This is a genomic window from Kushneria marisflavi, from assembly GCF_002157205.1.
Classification (GTDB): domain Bacteria; phylum Pseudomonadota; class Gammaproteobacteria; order Pseudomonadales; family Halomonadaceae; genus Kushneria; species Kushneria marisflavi.
In genome coordinates this window covers 3,012,542-3,030,031 of sequence record NZ_CP021358.1, presented here as the reverse complement: position 1 = coordinate 3,030,031, position 17,490 = coordinate 3,012,542, and the positions used below count along the sequence as shown (strand labels likewise).

The 17,490-nt window shown below is 56.6% G+C and carries 16 protein-coding genes; 4 read left to right on the top strand and 12 right to left on the bottom strand.

What is annotated here, in order from left to right; genetic code table 11:
* Positions 1-21: 21 nt before the first annotated feature.
* A complete protein-coding gene (locus tag B9H00_RS13795) occupies positions 22-384 on the bottom strand; it encodes a hypothetical protein (RefSeq protein ID WP_086901137.1) in 363 nt (120 codons plus the stop codon).
* A gap of 283 nt (positions 385-667) precedes the next feature.
* Here B9H00_RS13795 and B9H00_RS13790 point away from each other — a divergent pair, with 283 nt between their 5' ends.
* Positions 668-1,057, top strand: coding sequence for a hypothetical protein (locus B9H00_RS13790; RefSeq protein WP_086901136.1), 390 nt, complete (start codon positions 668-670; stop codon positions 1,055-1,057).
* A gap of 116 nt (positions 1,058-1,173) precedes the next feature.
* Here the strand turns inward: B9H00_RS13790 and B9H00_RS13785 are convergent, their stop codons facing one another.
* The 8 genes from B9H00_RS13785 to lgt form a co-directional block, all read right to left on the bottom strand.
* Positions 1,174-3,270, bottom strand: coding sequence for an FUSC family protein (locus B9H00_RS13785; RefSeq protein WP_086901135.1), 2,097 nt, complete (start codon positions 3,268-3,270; stop codon positions 1,174-1,176).
* 2 nt (positions 3,271-3,272) lie between these two features.
* The gene (locus B9H00_RS13780; protein WP_086901134.1) at positions 3,273-4,250 is read right to left on the bottom strand and encodes an efflux RND transporter periplasmic adaptor subunit; all 978 of its coding nucleotides are present in this window, start codon (positions 4,248-4,250) and stop codon (positions 3,273-3,275) included.
* 13 nt (positions 4,251-4,263) lie between these two features.
* Positions 4,264-4,473, bottom strand: coding sequence for a DUF1656 domain-containing protein (locus B9H00_RS13775; protein WP_086901133.1), 210 nt, complete (start codon positions 4,471-4,473; stop codon positions 4,264-4,266).
* 319 nt (positions 4,474-4,792) lie between these two features.
* Entirely contained in the window at positions 4,793-5,950 is a 1,158-nt protein-coding gene (locus tag B9H00_RS13770) for a porin (RefSeq protein ID WP_086901132.1), read from the bottom strand.
* 391 nt (positions 5,951-6,341) lie between these two features.
* Positions 6,342-7,124, bottom strand: a complete 783-nt coding sequence (locus tag B9H00_RS13765) for a ProQ/FINO family protein (RefSeq protein WP_236944290.1) — start codon at positions 7,122-7,124, stop codon at positions 6,342-6,344.
* A 100-nt stretch (positions 7,125-7,224) separates the two neighbouring features.
* Entirely contained in the window at positions 7,225-7,752 is a 528-nt protein-coding gene (locus B9H00_RS13760; protein ID WP_236944289.1) for a dihydrofolate reductase, read from the bottom strand.
* A 20-nt stretch (positions 7,753-7,772) separates the two neighbouring features.
* Positions 7,773-8,567 carry a thymidylate synthase gene (locus B9H00_RS13755; RefSeq protein ID WP_086901130.1) on the bottom strand — a complete coding sequence of 265 codons (795 nt, stop codon included), beginning with the start codon at positions 8,565-8,567 and terminating at the stop codon, positions 7,773-7,775.
* Positions 8,568-8,580: 13 nt separating this feature from the next.
* Positions 8,581-9,384, bottom strand: a complete 804-nt coding sequence (lgt, locus tag B9H00_RS13750) for a prolipoprotein diacylglyceryl transferase (RefSeq protein WP_086901129.1) — start codon at positions 9,382-9,384, stop codon at positions 8,581-8,583.
* A 156-nt stretch (positions 9,385-9,540) separates the two neighbouring features.
* Between lgt and B9H00_RS13745 the strand changes: the two genes are divergently transcribed.
* Positions 9,541-11,097, top strand: a complete 1,557-nt coding sequence (locus B9H00_RS13745) for a sensor histidine kinase (protein ID WP_086901128.1) — start codon at positions 9,541-9,543, stop codon at positions 11,095-11,097.
* Positions 11,090-12,439 carry a sigma-54-dependent transcriptional regulator gene (locus tag B9H00_RS13740; RefSeq protein ID WP_086901127.1) on the top strand — a complete coding sequence of 450 codons (1,350 nt, stop codon included), beginning with the start codon at positions 11,090-11,092 and terminating at the stop codon, positions 12,437-12,439. The genes B9H00_RS13745 and B9H00_RS13740 overlap by 8 nt, the downstream gene beginning before the upstream one ends.
* 26 nt (positions 12,440-12,465) lie before the next feature.
* Here B9H00_RS13740 and B9H00_RS13735 read toward each other — a convergent pair whose 3' ends face one another.
* From B9H00_RS13735 to B9H00_RS13725, 3 genes are all read right to left on the bottom strand, one after another.
* A complete protein-coding gene (locus B9H00_RS13735) occupies positions 12,466-13,500 on the bottom strand; it encodes an acyltransferase family protein (protein WP_086901126.1) in 1,035 nt (344 codons plus the stop codon).
* A 225-nt stretch (positions 13,501-13,725) separates the two neighbouring features.
* Positions 13,726-15,987, bottom strand: coding sequence for a phosphoenolpyruvate--protein phosphotransferase (ptsP, locus tag B9H00_RS13730; RefSeq protein WP_086901125.1), 2,262 nt, complete (start codon positions 15,985-15,987; stop codon positions 13,726-13,728).
* 79 nt (positions 15,988-16,066) lie between these two features.
* A complete protein-coding gene (locus tag B9H00_RS13725) occupies positions 16,067-16,567 on the bottom strand; it encodes an RNA pyrophosphohydrolase (protein ID WP_086901124.1) in 501 nt (166 codons plus the stop codon).
* A 174-nt stretch (positions 16,568-16,741) separates the two neighbouring features.
* On the opposite strand from B9H00_RS13725, the gene B9H00_RS13720 reads away from it, so the two are divergent.
* Positions 16,742-17,422, top strand: a complete 681-nt coding sequence (locus tag B9H00_RS13720; protein WP_086901894.1) for a histidinol-phosphatase — start codon at positions 16,742-16,744, stop codon at positions 17,420-17,422.
* Positions 17,423-17,490: the final 68 nt, after the last annotated feature.

Sequence of the window (17,490 nt, the reverse complement as noted above, 5' to 3'; positions counted from 1 at the left end):
ACGATGGCATGGAGACCCTGATTATCCGGTGCTTTCCACATCATCTTCGTCATTGTCTGCCACCAGCGCATTGGTTCGGGCCAGAAGCTGTTCGACTTCCGGACTGCAGGGCACTTCGGTGGCGTCATCAGGGGCCAGAAGATTATCTACATCATCAATGGTGCAGAGCATGCCATCGACCACAACGAAAGGAACGCTGCCGCGCTTTTGAACCTGGCGCACCAGTTTCATGGAGGCCGGCACACACTGGAGCAGCGGACTTGCCTGCCACGCCCCTGGAACGCTGGCCATAGCCTCACTTTCATCACAGCCGGCCGCCAGAATATGCTCGCCCTCAAGCACAACAATGCCTGTAACAAGCGCACCCGTAGAAAGGTCGTCCATGAATTTTCCCTCAAGTGCCCGATAAGAATGGCTATTCTAAACGGCCGGAATCAAATCATCATCTTTCGATTAATCTTCAAGACATTATTCCGGCCATCCTGCCACTCCGACTGACCTGATACTGCCACTGCCATGTGTTTTGCAATCTCGACAGCGCTCATATGGCAAAAGACATTGAAGAATATACCCTGGGCCACCATATCCACGAGGGGTAATGGCCCGCAATGTTCTAGACTCAGGGCAATGGATGTCGATCATCCCCTGCTAACGATGGAGTGTACTCATGGATGAGGAAAAGAAAGGCCCAGTCGACCAGCGCCCGGCTCTCGACAGCAGAGACGTGACCGCTGCCACGCCGGAAACGGACGCCTGGACCCATGATCTGGAAGACATCAACGACGGCACGGGCTCCACGGAAGACGCTTCCGTTTTACCTGACGAAAATGATGAATACGCCGATCTGGTCGAAACCGGCGTGCTGGATGCTGATGAGCGTCTTCTGGATGCAAAGGACGCCGAGCTTGAAAATGAGCTGGAAGTGACCGACGCCGACGAAGAGGGGGTTGAGGCCAATATCAAGGCGCTTGATTTTGAAGAGCCTGACGGCGGTGACCACGTCGACCCACAGCGCACGCGTCCCGACATGGAAAGCCGCGACCCGGACGATCTTTAATGGCTGACCGATCCGGTCAAACCGCCGGGAAAGCGTCATCTGCAGAACCTGTCACATATTAAAAAGGCGGTGCCTGAATCGGCACCGCCTTTATCAATCGCTCTTTAATACGCTCTTCAGGACGTCTGCTCCAGAACGTCACTGATGTCGCCCTGATCCCGGCTGCTGCTCATTTTCGCAAAGCGATGTAGCGTAATGTTCAGACGCCTGACCATTCCCTCGATGAGTTCGATCTGCTCATCGTCCATTTCACCGGCCTCACGCAACCTTTCCAAAAGGGTCTGACTGGCCTCGGTAAAGCGTTCATCAAAATCACCCCATGCGCAGGCCTGGTAGGCATGAGCCAGCGCTGTCTGCCACTGCCTGAGTGCTTCACGGGTGTCCGGCGTGTTATCAAGGCTTGTGACGCGGCGATAGTTGGCCAGAATCAGATGCCCAAAATTCATGCCCGTCATGCCAAGGTCCAGTAGATAGCGCTCCTCTTCAGGCAGCTGACTGTCAAAGTTGGCAAGGCGCTGCACACGCTCCACCATGCGACCGTTGAACCAGTCAGAAGCCCTTTCCCGCGATTGCCGACAGGAGCGCGCCCACAGCTGCATCATGTCATCGGTAGTGGCACGAATGACGCGACGGCGCAGTACCAGCGCATTGGGAGATGGAACAATCCGGAAAACACTATAGAGAATGATCAGGCCCAGCCCAATGGCCAGCGTACGATCCATGAAGCTGCTGATATTGAAGCTCATGTTATTACTGGGCATGGTCAGAATAATGTAGAGAATACAAAAGCCCAGTCCATTGGCAAGAACTTCACGATTGTTGATCGCCATCAGCCCCAGGAAAAGCGGGCCACCGAAAACCACCACCAGCATGATGTATTCATGCGCTGCCTGCGCCAGCAGAATATTGCCAAATATCAGCGCTGCAAAAATCCCCACAAGGCCCCCTTTCATGACATTTTTCAGCATGGCCGTGGGTGAGGGAAAAGAGGCGAACATGGTGCCGAAAATTACCGGCATCACCATCATCAATACACCGGAGCTCCACTGGGTCGAGACATAGATGATGGCGCCAATGGCAAACAGCAGACTGGAACGAATGCCAATGGTCAGGGCAGGCATATAGTCACGATGGCGTGACAGTCGGGGGGCCTTGAGCCGGGTATTTTCGGCATCGTTGATGGCGTGATGTGCCTCGATCATGACACTGGCATAACCCAGCAGCATCATCAGCCCTTGCGCCATCCGTCTTGCCAGCGGCGTACCGTGACGATGAAGCTCGGCCTTCTGGATTCGCTGCCGGAGACCATTGATCTCCCGCTTGCGCTCGCTGTAGGTCTGGCGTGAGCGCACGCGCTCCATGGTGTCGCGAATATCCTTGAGCGCACTCTCAAAAGCTTCGCTGGCCAGGGTTGGATGCTCCCGGACCAGTCGACCATAGGTCTGCATCTCGGCCATCATTGATAGTGCGCGCTGGGATAAAAGGTAGGCGGCACGAGCACGCCCGGGGCCATGCGGGCCTTCATAAACCACAGCGCTGCTGTCATTGTTGAGCGTCAATGCCTGGCTTAGCGCGGTCATGATCTGCTGGCGCGCGTCAATCATCGAGATAGTGGCATCAAGATGCATGGTAAGCGCCTTGAAGGTCTCATCAATGACCGTGTTGGCATGGCCGTGAATGATATATCTGACCCGATCAGGCCAGAGCAGCATGCTGACCAGCGTGGCGCATGTCGCCCCCAGCACGATCTCACTGACGCGCGCCACGGCGACATCAAAAACGCCCTGACTCGAATTGTTATTCACAATGGTCAGTACCACGACAAGAATTCCCGTGGCGGCTCCCATCGCAAAGCCGTAGGTCAGATTGAAATTTCGGGTCAGTGATGACGAGGTAGCACAGATAAAGACCCAGACCATCAATAGCATCAACGCAATGGCCGGCATCTGCATGCTCAATGCCATGATCAGTACGCCCATGCCGCCACCGATGATGGTGCCGCCGATCTGGCACAACCCCTTTTCGATTACCAGTCCGCTCTGAGGACGAATCTGCAAGAATACGGCCGAGATCAGAGCCCAATAGGGTCGATCCAGCTGCATTTCCATGGCCAGATAAAGTGACAGGGTCATGGCCACCAGACCCTTGGTCGCAAACTTCAGGGTATTAATGTCCGGCGTAAGATACACACGCCCCCATGTGCCGAGCGCCACGGTCAGGGTGCCTGCTGCCCGGCACCTTCGGGGGTGGCCGGAGGAATATCGGGATCACTGGCCTGATCGCTACCATTTCCCATACCCTGTGGGCGCACACCATCCAGGCCATCATCCTTGCGGTGTTGGTCATCGATGCGAACACTGGCGGTCATGCCCGAACTCAGATAAACCCCGTCAGGGATATGGTCGATGGCAATGTCTACGGGAATACGCTGGGAAAGACGTACCCAGGTAAAGGTTTGCTGTACCTGCGGCAGAAGCTGTCCATTGGGCGTGGTGTTGGTGTTGGCAATACCGCGGCCGATGCTGACCACATGCCCCTGCATTTTTTGATCGCCCCCCATCAGCCAGATGCTGGCCCTGTCATTGATATCGATCGAGGGAATCTTGGTCTCTTCGAAATAGGCCGTGATATAGAAGGAACCTTCACGCACGATCGACATCTGGGCATTGCCCTGAGTAACGTAGTTGCCTTCACGCAGTTGGAGGTTGATGACGGAACCATCGACCGGCGCCTTGACCACGCTACGCTCAAGATCAATGCGGGCGCTGTCGAGCTGTGCCTGGGCCAGGTCACGCTGCGCCCTGGCGATCTGCGCATTGAGCCTTGCAGTCTCGCGGTCCTCGGTGCTGATGGCATTGCTGCCCAGATGACGGCGACGCTCATATTCGTGCTGGCTGAGCTGAAAGGAGTATTCCCGATTGGCAAGCGTCGCCTCGGCCTGACGTGCAGCCGCTTCGTAGCGCTTGTGATTGATCGTGAAAAGCACGTCGCCGGCCGACACGTGCTGATTATCATGTGCCTCAAGGTTCATGACCCAGCCTGAGACATCGGGTGCAATGGTGACAATGTCGGCACGAACACGAGCATCACGCGTCCACGGCGTATACATATAGTACTGCCACAGCCAGACCCCAAGGGCGATGGCGATAGCGGCCAGCACCAGCGTAATAAAGACTCTAATAATCGTGCGCATTCAGATTTCGCTTCTACAACACATGGCTTGAAAGGTAGGTCACCACGGCCAGCACAATCACGAACAGACTGACGTCAAACCACGCCTCCTGCCACACCCAGCGTGTCAGACCCGCCTTGTGCATCATGGTTCGCAGCACCGCCGAAATTACCAGGGATACCAGCGCAAACAACAGCATCGGACTGATAAAGACCCCGCCAATGGAAAGTTCACGCAGCAACACGCCCTTCTCCCGTCTCTGTTTCGTTAAACATATCCATCATGGAAGGCACGTCCATGCTGGTGAGCTCACCGGTAACGCAGTGCTCAGAGCATAGTGCAGTGCCACCGATTCGGCCGTGTTGAAAATACCGTGTGGTGGACGCGCCATTGTACGCGTCATGCCATGGGAAGGCATTGCAGAAAAGGATGGGATGACACCATACCGGCCAGCAGATCAGCAATCTCCCATGCTCAGAATTCAATGCATAAAAAACCGGCCTCTCAAGAGAGGCCGGTTCATTATGAGTCATGAGCGTCACAGGGACGGTCAGATCAGAGGCTTAGAAGCTGTAAGCGATACCGGTAGCGAAACCGTCACCTACATCTTCTTCACGATCGTACTTGGCGCCTTCCAGCCAAACGTACATCTGGCTGCTCAGGTTGTAGGTCGCGCCAAGAATGAACTCATTGTAGCTTTCGTCGTCACCCTGATTAAGTCCAGTAAATGCATCAGAATCCGTCACCGCTACTGCGTTACGATCGGCATCAACATACTGATAAGAGCCATAGACATCACCCATGCCGTAGCTGTAGCGCGCGCCGATGCCATAACGATTTACATCAGCATCATCCGCCCACTGAGCATGAAGCTGTTCCCACTTAGTGGAAATACGCAGATCGTCATTCATCTGCCAAGTTGCGTTCAGACCGAACTGCTGGCCATAGTCGCGCTCACGATCGTCAGTGACATACTTGAAGTTTTTCAGGTCGTCATAGACCGCCGCCAAGGTCCAGTCGCCGACCATGTAGCGCAGGCCACCAAACAATGCGGCACTACCACTTTCATCAGTCTGGAAATCACCAGGCAAGGTCACGTTGTCGTTAATAGCGCTGTTTTGAAAATCCTGAGTGTCTTCAGCATCACCAAAGTAACGCGTACCAATAGCGAACTGAAGCCCGCCGGTCACCGGCGAAGTATAGGTAACCTTATTGGCCTCACGATAAGTGCTACCACCTACATCCGCACTACTATCGGTGTTGTCAAAATATTCGTTGTTGGAGACCGGATCCTGAACCCAGTCATCCAGCAGATCGTCCCAGGAACCTATACGCAGATCACCAAAATTGCCGGTCAGACCCAGGTAAGCCTGGTCACCGGTAGAAAGACCTGAGTTGCCCGATTTACCACTACTTTCGCTGTAATACCCTTTTTGGCGATCGGCATTGAATTCGAATTCAGCACGAAAATAACCGGTCAGATCCGGGTTGATAATATGTTCGCCGCGGAACCCGATAGTCGAACCATTGTCAAAAAGATCATCGTTACTTTCGACAGTACCATCATCTTGCGTATCTTTAATATTACGCCAGCCCAGCTGAACGTTACCGTAAACGTCCAGTTTGGAACCGTCCTGGTTGTAAACCGTGGCCGCCTGGGCACCAGCTGCCATTGTGCCGAGCGCACCGGCAATCGCAGTCGCTAAGAGCGTCTTTTTCATCTTGATTTTCCTTAACTGGCTAACTGTTCGATTGTCTGCCGCAGCAGATGCCCGACGCCGGTGGCGTTCGAGCTTTTTTTATTTGTTGCTCGCCGGGCTACCTTATAACGGCGTTTTCACTAACGCAACAAGAAAAAAACAGCGTTTTCGTTCTTTTTACTATTGGACTAGAACATTGCTGGAAGGCCGGTATTTTGCGTAAAAATCATGACCTTTCTATGACATATTTGAATCTGGAATCAAAAAAAAGAGCGCCCTTTTGGGGCGCTCTTTTATTAAAAACAAAAAAACATCAAAGCGTTACACCATACAATTAAACTCTGGCAAAACACGTGCCATTTTGTTCGCAGAGTAACGATTAAATGCCCTCGTTACCGCTGACTAACGCTGACTAACGCTGATGACGATGCGCCAGCTCAGACATTTTTTGTGCCAATCTGCGCTTTTGCTTTTCAGCCTCTCGTTCCTGCTGACGGTCCTGCAGGTGCTTGAGCTGCTCTTTCGCATGTCGCGCATCTTCTTCCTCGACCCTGCCAGCTTCCTGGCCTTCAAGATCAATGCGCGGCGCATTGACCCGAACCGATTTCAGATAGCGCGGCAGATTGACATAGCCTGCCAGCGCTCGGCGAATCAGTTTTTCGCTGTAGGGCTCGCGCTCTGATAGCGCCTCGTGGATACCGATGGCCAGCGGACGGGTGTGACGCTCGAAAAAGGTCTTGGGGTAGCGTTTGTACCACTGCTTGAGAAGCGCCTGAGGAGAAATGTCCTCCTGGACAGGATCAAGCGGTGCTGCTTCAACAACTTCGGACATGTTCTGCTCTGTAGGCGTGGTTGACTCTTCTGGCATCGGCGACAAGCTCTCGGAGACCTGAGGCTCGTCCGGGGTGGACGAACGAGAGACGTCGCTTTCGTCGGTGGTTTCCATACTGCCGGCTTCTGCCCCTTCAGACGCCACCGGCACGGCCTCCGGGATATTATCTGATGGCGCAGGCGACATGGAGGAGTATCCACTGTCGGCCCCCGACATCTGTTGAATGCGGGTCAGACGCGCTGCCAGCTCCCGATTGGTGTTTTCAAGCTCGCGAATGCGGGATCTCGCACTTTCCAGACGCGCTGTCAGATCGCCTGCCTGCTGCTCAAGCGCGCTGAACACTTCATCAAAACGGTCGCTCACGCCCATCTCCCAAGGCTTTTTTTGACGGTGCCTGCTTTCGGCATCACCGAACCATACATTATTTTATGGCGCCTGCAGCCATCATCCTACGAGGAAAACCTTACGCCTGCGCTGCGCCTACCCTTTCATAGCGCACGAAGTCGTAGCCGGGCTGACCCTCAGCAGGCGACCCTGCCACTCGTTCGACTTCCTGCCAGTCTTCATCCAGTGAGGGAAAGAAGGTATCCCCGTCCACCTCGACATCAATTTCTGTCAGATAAAGCCGGGATGCGCAAGACAGGACCTGCCGATAAATATCGCCGCCGCCAATGACCATGATCTCCTCATTACCCTCGATCATGGCCTGATCGTCCGCCAGGGCCAGCGCACTGTCCAGGTCATGGCATACCCGCACCCCGGGATGCTCGAAGCCCGTGTCACGCGTGACCACGATATTGAGACGATTGGGCAGAGGCTTGCCAATGGACGCAAAGGTAGCGCGTCCCATTACCAGCGGCTTGTGTAATGTGACTGCCTTGAAAAATTTCAGATCCTCGGGCAAATACCAGGGCAGCTTGCCCTCAACACCGATAACGCGATTGCGTGACACAGCGGCAATCATGGCAATGGGGACCAGGGTTTCCTGCATTGTAGTGCTCTCCGGTCGCATCAGACGGCCACCTGGGCGCGAATGTGCGGATGAGGGTCATAGTCGTCGATGGCAATGTCTTCAAAACGAAAGGCAAAAATGTCCTTCACATCAGGATTGAGCCTGAGCGTCGGGCGCTGCCGAGGCGCGCGCGTCAGCTGAAGGTGAGCCTGTTCGATGTGGTTGCTGTAGAGATGTGCATCTCCCAGCGTATGGATGAACTCCCCCGGTGCCAGATCGCACACCTGAGCCACCATATGCGTCAACAGCGCGTAGCTTGCAATGTTGAAGGGCACACCCAGAAAGATATCGCCACTGCGCTGATAAAGCTGGCAGGAGAGTTTGCCGTCTGCCACAAAGAACTGAAACAGCGCATGACAGGGAGGCAGCGCCATCTCATCGACCAGCGCCGGGTTCCAGGCAGAGACGATCAGGCGCCGGGAGTCGGGGTGGGTCCTGATCTGCTCGATCACCCGGCTGATCTGATCCACATGACCACCGTCCGGCGCCGGCCAGCTGCGCCACTGATAGCCGTAAACCGGGCCCAGCTCGCCGGTTTCATCGGCCCAGGCATCCCAGATCGAGACGCCATTGTCCTTGAGATAACCGATATTGGTATCGCCGCTTAGAAACCAGAGCAGCTCGTGAATGATCGAGCGTAGATGCAGTTTTTTGGTGGTCAGAAGCGGAAAGCCCTGCGAAAGATCAAATCGCATCTGGTGACCAAAAATGGCGCGCGTCCCCACGCCCGTACGATCATGTTTTTCCACGCCATGATCGAGTATCTGCTGCATGAGTTCGAGATAGGGATGCATGTACTTGAACCGTTTATACCTGAGAAGAAGAACGTACGTCGTCAATGCCCTGGCGACGCGACCAGACAATCAATACCGCGCCTAGAAGCAGCATGGGAATACACAGCAGCTGACCCATGGTCAGCCAATCGAAGGCGATAAAGCCAAGTTGCGGGTCCGGGCGGCGAAAGAATTCGACAAAAAAGCGGAAGGCGCCATAGCAGATCAGAAAGAGCCCCGAGATCAAACCGCGCTGTTGCGGCTTTCTTGAAACCGTCCAGAGAATGCAAAAAAGCACCACGCCTTCAAGGGCAAACTCGTAAAGCTCGGATGGATGACGTGGCTCGGGGCCATAAAGGGGATACACCATCCCCCAGGGGACATCCGTCACACGACCGGGAAGTTCCTGATTGATAAAGTTGCCCAGACGACCAGCTCCCAGACCGATGGGCACCATGGGGGCAATAAAGTCGGTCAGCTGGAAAAAGGTCAGCTGATGGCGGCGGGCAAAAAGCAGGCACGCAATAAGAACGCCTATGAGTCCGCCATGAAAGCTCATGCCGCCTTCCCAGACCTTGAAAATCCAGAGCGGATTGGCCAGAAACTGCTCCCAGCCGTAAAAGATCGCGTACCCGATACGCCCACCCAGCACGACCCCGAGGGCGCCGTAAAAGATCATGTCGCCGACCTGATCCTTCGTCAGACCAAGCCGTTCGGCGCGCACGCGGGCCAGCCACCAGGCGCCCACGAAGCCCACGACATACATCAGGCCATACCAGTGAATGGCCAACGGCCCAAGCGAGACCGCTACCGGATCAAACTGCGGATGATGAAACATGCAACCTTCCCTGCACAGGAGCCTATCGGACCCGACAACATCTTCCCTTGCGGGAGATGCCAACGACTGCGGCGAGTCTACCATGAAGCCATCCGGCCTCGCGCCTTCAGGGCAATGCTCGTCTGCTCGCACGGGGCGCGTTAAGGTAGCAGCCCCATGATCAAAAGGGCCGCCATGAGACTGCGTACCACCATCCTGCTGACCATCATCTTTCCCCTGCTGCTGACGTTAATCACGTTCAGCGGCGTGGGGCTGTGGGTACTGGAAGACAACATGCAAAAGCGTCAGCAGGAAGAGGTGCGACTGATTGCTCATGGGATACGCCTGCCCCTGACGCAGGCACTGACCCATCAAAACATACAGGCCCTGCAGGAAGGCTTGAGCACCACCTTTTCTCTTTCAAGGCTTTATGGCGCCTTCATCCTGTCCCCCTCGGGACAGCAGATTGCCGGCGTCGGTCTCGCAGGGGGGCTACAGAACAGGGAAATGCTGCAAGAAGCGATCAATAATGCCCGAGAGGCTGAAGGCTATTCACAGCAGGGTGGGCAGAACTTTTATACCTATCTGCTCCCGATGACCGATGCTCAGGGCAAGGTACTGGGCGTTTTGCAGATCAACCGTCTGGCCACCGGCATCGAACGCTACATGAGCCTCATGACCACCGTGGCACTGCTGCTGGCTGCTTTTGTAGGCATCTTGGTGGTGCTGCTGGTGTGGTGGGGGTTTCGCCGCGACGTGGATCGCCCGGTCAATCGGCTTTACCGCAGCATGAAGGCCGTTCAGGGTGGCAATCGCCTTCATCGCATGACACCCGGCGGCGCTCGGGAGTTTCGCGAACTCGGTGAAGCGTTCAACGCCATGCTCGACGCCGTGGCTCACAAGGAACAGACCGTCCGCGAACAGCAACACCAGCAGCTTGCGCTGGAGCGCAGTCTGAAAAAATCGCGCCGACTGGCCGAAATCGGCGTACTGGCTGCAGGCGTGGCGCATGAACTCGGCTCGCCGCTGACGGTCATTGATGGACAGGTTCAGCGCCTGCAGCGTCGCGACGACCTCCCCGACGACGCCCGCCAGCGCCTGACGCGTATTCGACATGAAACCCGACGCATGGAGGATACCATTCGCCAGCTGATGGACATGGGTCGTCGCCACACGCTCCACCTGGAGCAGCACTCGTTGCAACACATGATCAATGAGGCCGAGCGGCTGGCACGTGACGCCCTGCATCTTGAACATGCCCCCCCTCGGCTTGAAACGCATCTTCCGGAAAAGGATGCTCTGACCATAGATCGACAGCGCTTTCAGCAACTGCTCGACAACCCGATCAAGAATGCCTTTCAGGCTGGCAGCCAGCAGGTCGTTATTTCAGCGCAATACTCGGCCCAGGGCGTTGTATTGCGCATCGAGGATGATGGCCCGGGCATTGACGCCAAGCACCGCAGCCAGCTTTTCGACCCTTTCTACACCACCAGAGGCGCCGGCCAGGGTAGCGGCATGGGACTGACCATTGTTCACCGGGTGGTCGAAGATCATGGCGGTCATATCACGCTGGAAGAAAGCTCGTTTGGTGGGGCTGCCTTTGTCATCACTCTACCACCCGAGACGCTATTGCCTGCTGATACCGTCACGGTCAACAAGGCTTCAAGGCATGCCGGCGTGGAAGACTCAGAGACCATGGAGAATGTCATGCCACGGAAACACGGTCATGAATAATCAAATCCTGATTGTTGAAGATGATGCCGCCATTCTTGAGCTGCTGGTTGAGGAGCTCGAGGAAGTCGGTCACCTCGTTACCGGAGCCGACAGCGCCGAGCAGGCCCTGATGCTGTCTGAAACCACCGATTTTGATGTCATCATCAGCGATATTCGCCTGCCCGGCATGGATGGCATGACACTGCTGGACACGCTGGCACGACAGCCCGACCACCCCGCCATGATCATCATTACTGCCTTTGGCAGTATCGAACAGGCCGTGGACGCACTTCAACGCGGCGCGGATGACTTTTTGACCAAGCCGCTGGACCTTGATCAGGTCCGCGCCAGCGTTGCCCGATTAAGCCAGCGTCATGCACTGAGAACGCGCCAGCAGGCCGATGAGGCCCGCGACATCTTCAAGCTGAATGACATGACCAGCTGTACGCCCGCCATGTCGGCCCTTTTTGACCAGGCCAGACGCCTTGCTACGCAGCAGGCCGCCGTTTTGATTCAGGGTGAAAGCGGTACCGGCAAGGAGCTGCTGGCCCATGCCCTGCATCGGGAAAGCCCACGCAAGGCAGGACCCTTTGTCGCCGTCAACTGCGCCAGCATCGCGCCGGATGTCATGGAAAGCGAGTGCTTTGGTCACGTTAAAGGCGCCTTTACGGGCGCCGTTGCGCATCGCCGGGGGCTCTTTCAGCAGGCCCACGGTGGCACGCTCTTTCTTGATGAAATCGGTGACATGCCCCTGGCGCTGCAGGCCAAACTGCTGCGCGTGCTGCAAACGCACTGCATCAGGCCCGTGGGCAGTGAAGAGGAACAACAGGTCGATATTCGCATTGTGGCGGCCACCAACCGTCCCCTTGCAGAGCTTATCGAGGCGGGGCTTTTTCGCGAGGATCTATTCTACCGGCTTGAGACCTTCAATCTGACGCTGCCACCACTGCGAGAGCGGCCCGATGACATCGCCCTGCTGGCCGAGCACTTTATCGAACGCTATCGCCGTGAGCAGGGACGAGACACCATGACGCTGTCGCCTTCAGCGCTATCGCTGCTGTGGGCCTACCCCTTTCCCGGCAATGTGCGGGAGCTGGATAATGCCATTTTGCGCGCCGTCACTCTGGCGCGAACGGAAGTCCTGGAACCCGATGACTTCCCCGAACGCTTTCGCCAGACCGTGGCCACCCGAGAGGGCCATGACGCCCAGGCGCGGGAGTGGCTCAGCCTTGAACAGATGGAACAGCGCTATATCCGGCGTGTGCTAGACGCCGTCGACGGCAACAAGCGCCGTGCCGCCGATATTCTGGGAATCGGCCGCAAGACGCTTTATCGTCGTCTGGAAGAACGCGAGTCGTCCTGACCCGTCACCATGTTTTCAGGACGCGATCACGACCAGCCGGACGCCAGCGCAGGGTCCTTTTGACGCTGCTCGCGGCGCCGGGCTCGTCGCTTGTACAGTACGGCGGGATCACCCAGACACAACAGCCTTGTCCAGCCGTTATGGCGCACCAGCAGATATAAAAGAACCGGCAGCGCCATCATCAAACCCCAGCGCGGTGCCAGCGCTTCCAGCATGTCATGATGATCGAGCGTGACCTGAATGCTCAGGTGCACGAACATGATCACCATCGACGCCTCACCCACCAGCCCCACAGTTCTGGCCACCACCGGTATACGCGCCAACTGATGCGATAGCGCCATCAATACCAGCGTCACGGCAAATGCTGCCAGCAGGCTCAGCACCGGTATTCCGTAATCGGCATACTTCATGTCCATGGTGAAATGTGGATGGGCGTGCACGCACCACATCGCCAATACACTGCCCCCGGCGCTCAGCAGTAGCACTCGCGGCCTTTCGACGTCGATCCGGTAATGCGCGAGCAAATATCCCAGATAGAAACAGGGGGCGGCCATAAGCACCACATTGAGATTACCGACCAGCCAGAGCTCTCTGAAAAAATACTGATTCACTGCCGCAAGTCCCAGCATGCCCAGCATGACGCTGCCCGTGGCGCGCAATGACAGCCGTGTCAGCAGCACATTGACCAATTGCTGCGTGGCCCAGAAGCAGGTCACGAACCAGAATGGCGACAGGCCGGAAATCAGATCACGCCCACCCAGCACCATGGCCAGCAGCGCACTGGAAAGCGATGTTTCATCACCCAGCGCCTGATAGAGGGTCGGCGTATATAAAAGCACCATGAAAAACCCATAGGGCACCAGCAGGTGCAGGCTCTTGCGACGGAGGTAGGCGCCAGGATCGGCGTTGGGTCTGAAGAGATAGCCGGCAATGATGAAAAAGAGCGGCATATGGAACAAAAAGAAAAAATCCCGCACGAATCCGGACGTCATGTGGGCATACACCACCATCATGATGCCGAGTCCTTTCAAAATGTTGATCCATTCAAGTTTTTTAACCATGGGGAGTCGCTATCCGTTGTCGTCCTGCCACAGACAGGAGCAACGACCATGCCAATACGACCCACCATGACATAAAAATTCAAACTACTGTTTTTATTGATATTTTATCAAAAGGGCATTGTACTGACTGAATGGCCAGCAGACAGGACAATGTGTCATGCCGACACATGGGTCGTCACGACACACCCATGGCAGGGCTCAAAACGACACATGTAAGCGTCGCGATCAGTCCCTGGGCGGTAATAGATGGGCCAGTTCCCACTCTTTCATGCGCTGATAAACCAGCTCGCGCGTTTCGGTCAGCGAATGCAGCGCCAGCACATCACTGACCAGGTTCTGGGCCCCCTCCATCGACACACGACGAATGGCGGCGCGCACACGTGAAAGGTTGGGCGCGTTCATGGACAGCACCCGGTATCCCATCCCCATCAATAACAGCGCACCAATGGGGTCGCCCGCCAGCTCGCCACAGACCGAGGCAGAGACCTTCAAACGCCGGCTTTCACGTGCAATGTGATCCAGCGCCCGAAGCACTGCCGGCTGACAGGCATCGTAGAGTCCGGATACACGCGCGTTGTTACGATCCACCGCCAGCAGATACTGGATCAGATCGTTACTGCCCACCGAGAAGAAATCCACGCGTGAGGCGAGCGCTTCGAGCTGATAGATCACGGCCGGCACTTCCAGCATGACCCCCAGCAATGGGCGCTCGACCTGAACACCATCATCACGCAGTTCCTGAATGGCGCGGTCCAACAGGCGACAGACCGCATCGACCTCTTCAACACTGGTGACCATCGGCAGCAGAATCCGAAGATTATCAAGACCTTCTGCTGCCCTGAGCATGGCCCGCAGCTGCACCATCAGCACTTCGGGATGATCCAGTGTTACCCGAATGCCACGCCATCCCAGAAACGGGTTCTCTTCCTCGATGGGGAAATAGGGCAATGACTTGTCGCCCCCTATATCGAGTGTGCGCATGACCACCGGCAGCGGCGCAAATCCCTGAAGCTGCTCGCGATAGATCCGCGTCTGCTCTTTCTCGCTGGGAAAGCGCTGATGCATCATGAAGGGCACTTCGGTGCGATAAAGCCCTACACCGTCGATGCGCGCCGCAGGCGAGCCGCTCATTTCCACGGCAAGCCCCGTATTGATCATCAAACGGATACGAAAGCCGTCGCTGGTTTCACTGGGCAGCGATTGCTCACTTTCAAGCATCGAGGTGAGGGCTTCTTCTTCCTCGATCATGCTCTCGTAGCGCACCAGCAGATCCGGCTGCGGGCGAAGAATCAGCCGACCCCGATAGCCATCAACGATCATGGGTGTACCGGCCAGCCGGGAAATGGGCAAATCGTTCATCCCCATCACGACCGGGATGCCCATCGCTCGGGCCAGAATCGCCACGTGAGAGGTGCTCGAGCCGCGCAGCGCTACCAGCCCCGCCAGTTTTTCACGCGGAATTTCACCCAGTTGCGCAGCGCTGATCTCATCGCCTACCAGAATGGTACGTTCGGGGTAGACCGGCTTTCGGGTGTCACTGTCCTTTTGCAGATGCGCCAGCACGCGACGCCCCAGGTCGCGAATGTCCGCGGCGCGTTCGCGCAGATAGTTGTCATCCACACGCTCGAGATAACTGACATGGCGCTGCACGACCCGTGACAGCGCATAAGGGGCCCACTGCCCTTCCCGGATGCGCTTTTCGACCTCATTGCCCAGCGCAGCGTCTCCGAGCATCTGCTGATAAACATCAAACAGCGCCTGCTCCTGCGCCGAAATACGACTGGCCAGACGCTCTGCCGCCTGTCGAATGTCATGACGCACGCAATCGATGGCCTCTCGCAGCCGCAGGACCTCGGCCTCGATATCGTCGGGCACACGCTCGGGCACGGCCTCCAGGTTGGCCGAGGGCACCACCACAAAGGCTTCACCAATGGCCATCCCGGGCGCGGCCGCAATGCCGCTGAGCATGGCCTGGGTCCCGGGGTCGCTCAGTCGCGCCAGCGCACCGGTCGACAGGGCATGCACCAGCACACCGGCCAGCTGAGCCGCCATGGTAATCAGAAAGGCTTCTTCACCTTCGCCGAACTGGCGTTTTTCACGCTGCTGGACGACCAGAACACCCAGCACGCGGCGCTGATGAATGATGGGCACGCCAAGAAAGCTTGAATAGCGCTCCTCGCCGGTCTCGGCGAAGTAGCGAAAGTGGGAATGTGACGGGGCCTCCTCGATATTGAGAGGCTCTTCACGCTGACCGACAAGACCCACCAGACCTTCCCCCGGTTTCAGGGTCACCTGACCGATGGCCGAGGCGTTAAGTCCGATGGTATCCATCAGGATGAAGCAGTCACGCTCGTCATCGCGCAGATAGACCGAACAGACGTCGGTCTGCATTGCCTTGCGTATGCGCCGCACAATGATCGACAGCGCCGCATCCAGGCTGCGGGCGCCGTTCACCTCCTGAACGATGCGGCGAAGAATTTCGAGCATGGCGTTATATTTTCATCCCTGTATATCTGCCATGCCCGGCGGCCTGTCATGGTCAGGCCGCCGAGCACATCAATGGCCGCTATTGGCCGGCCGCATCCACCGGACGCTCTCCGGGCAAACGCGGCGCCAGCTCTCGCAGGGCGCGCCGATAGACGTCACGCTTGAAAGACACCACCTGGCCCAGAGGATACCAGTAACTGACCCATCGCCAGCCGTCAAACTCGGGCTTGGGCGTGGTATCCACACAAATACTGGATTCCTGACAACGCATGCGCAACAGGAACCACTTCTGCTTCTGGCCAATGCAAAGCGGGCGCGAATGGGTACGAATCAGCCCCTTTGGCAATCGGTATCTGAGCCAGCCACGTGTGCAGGCCAGTATATCGACGTCATCGGGATGCAGGCCGATCTCCTCTTTCAGTTCTCGATACAAGGCGTCATGAGGCGTCTCATTTTCCTTGATCCCACCCTGTGGAAATTGCCATGCATTCTGTCCTACCCGTCGTGCCCACAGTACCTGGCCACCGCAGTTGGCAATAATGATGCCAACGTTGGGCCGGAAACCGTCGGGATCGATCACGACTTGCCACCTTTTAAAAATAGATTACAGGCATTCTTCCACAAAGCGCGAAAGCGCATCAATATGCTGCGCGTCGGCAGGTGCGAGTTGTTGCACGCGCATATTAAAGCGCGGCCATCTTTGTAATAATGAAATTAAACAAACCGACCCTTGCCTTTGATGGGAGCCTTCCCCTTGACGCTGGCCATTTTCGATCTGGACAACACCCTGCTGGGCGGCGACAGCGATCACGCCTGGAACGATTTTTTAGTAGAACGAGGCATTGTCGACCGTGATCATTTTCGCCGTGAAAATGATCGATTCCATCGCGCCTACGATGCCGGCACGCTGGATATTCACGAATACCTGGCCTTTGCCCTCGAACCGCTGACTCGCCACAGCATGGCAGAGCTTGACGAGCTGCACCGCCGTTTCATGAAAGAGCGTATCGATCCCATCATTCTGCCCCATGGCGAGGCGCTACTGGAGAAGCACCGCGCCCACGGCGATCTGATTCTGATCATTACGGCCACCAATCGCTTTGTCACCGGGCCCATTGCGCAAAGACTCGGCGTCGAACATCTGCTTGCCGTGGAGCCCGAAATGGAAGATGACCGCTATACGGGGCGCGTCACGGGCACACCAAGTTTCCGCGAAGGGAAGATTGTCCGACTGGAGCAATGGCTCAAGACACATGACGTGTCGCTTGAAGGCGCCTTTTTCTACAGCGACTCCCAAAATGACCTCCCGCTGCTCGAACGGGTTGATCATCCTGTCGCCGTCGACCCGGATCCGGTGCTGGCCGACGTTGCCAGGCAGCGGAACTGGCAAATCATTACCCTGCGGGATCGCGACGAACGTCTCGATTCCCTATAATCGACATATCCATCGCGGAGTGTGTCACTTTGACACCATCGGTTGAACAGGACGGGCATTCACACAAG

What these genes read in the sequence shown, in the direction of transcription:
- B9H00_RS13795 (WP_086901137.1), bottom strand. Translation starts at nt 384, where the DNA reads ATGGACGACCTTTCTACGGGTGCGCTTGTTACAGGCATTGTTGTGCTT.
- B9H00_RS13790 (WP_086901136.1), top strand. Translation starts at nt 668, where the DNA reads ATGGATGAGGAAAAGAAAGGCCCAGTCGACCAGCGCCCGGCTCTCGAC.
- B9H00_RS13780 (WP_086901134.1), bottom strand. Translation starts at nt 4,250, where the DNA reads ATGCGCACGATTATTAGAGTCTTTATTACGCTGGTGCTGGCCGCTATC.
- B9H00_RS13770 (WP_086901132.1), bottom strand. Translation starts at nt 5,950, where the DNA reads ATGAAAAAGACGCTCTTAGCGACTGCGATTGCCGGTGCGCTCGGCACA.
- B9H00_RS13760 (WP_236944289.1), bottom strand. Translation starts at nt 7,752, where the DNA reads ATGCAGGAAACCCTGGTCCCCATTGCCATGATTGCCGCTGTGTCACGC.
- B9H00_RS13755 (WP_086901130.1), bottom strand. Translation starts at nt 8,567, where the DNA reads ATGCATCCCTATCTCGAACTCATGCAGCAGATACTCGATCATGGCGTG.
- lgt (WP_086901129.1), bottom strand. Translation starts at nt 9,384, where the DNA reads ATGTTTCATCATCCGCAGTTTGATCCGGTAGCGGTCTCGCTTGGGCCG.
- B9H00_RS13745 (WP_086901128.1), top strand. Translation starts at nt 9,541, where the DNA reads ATGATCAAAAGGGCCGCCATGAGACTGCGTACCACCATCCTGCTGACC.
- B9H00_RS13740 (WP_086901127.1), top strand. Translation starts at nt 11,090, where the DNA reads ATGAATAATCAAATCCTGATTGTTGAAGATGATGCCGCCATTCTTGAG.
- B9H00_RS13735 (WP_086901126.1), bottom strand. Translation starts at nt 13,500, where the DNA reads ATGGTTAAAAAACTTGAATGGATCAACATTTTGAAAGGACTCGGCATC.
- ptsP (WP_086901125.1), bottom strand. Translation starts at nt 15,987, where the DNA reads ATGCTCGAAATTCTTCGCCGCATCGTTCAGGAGGTGAACGGCGCCCGC.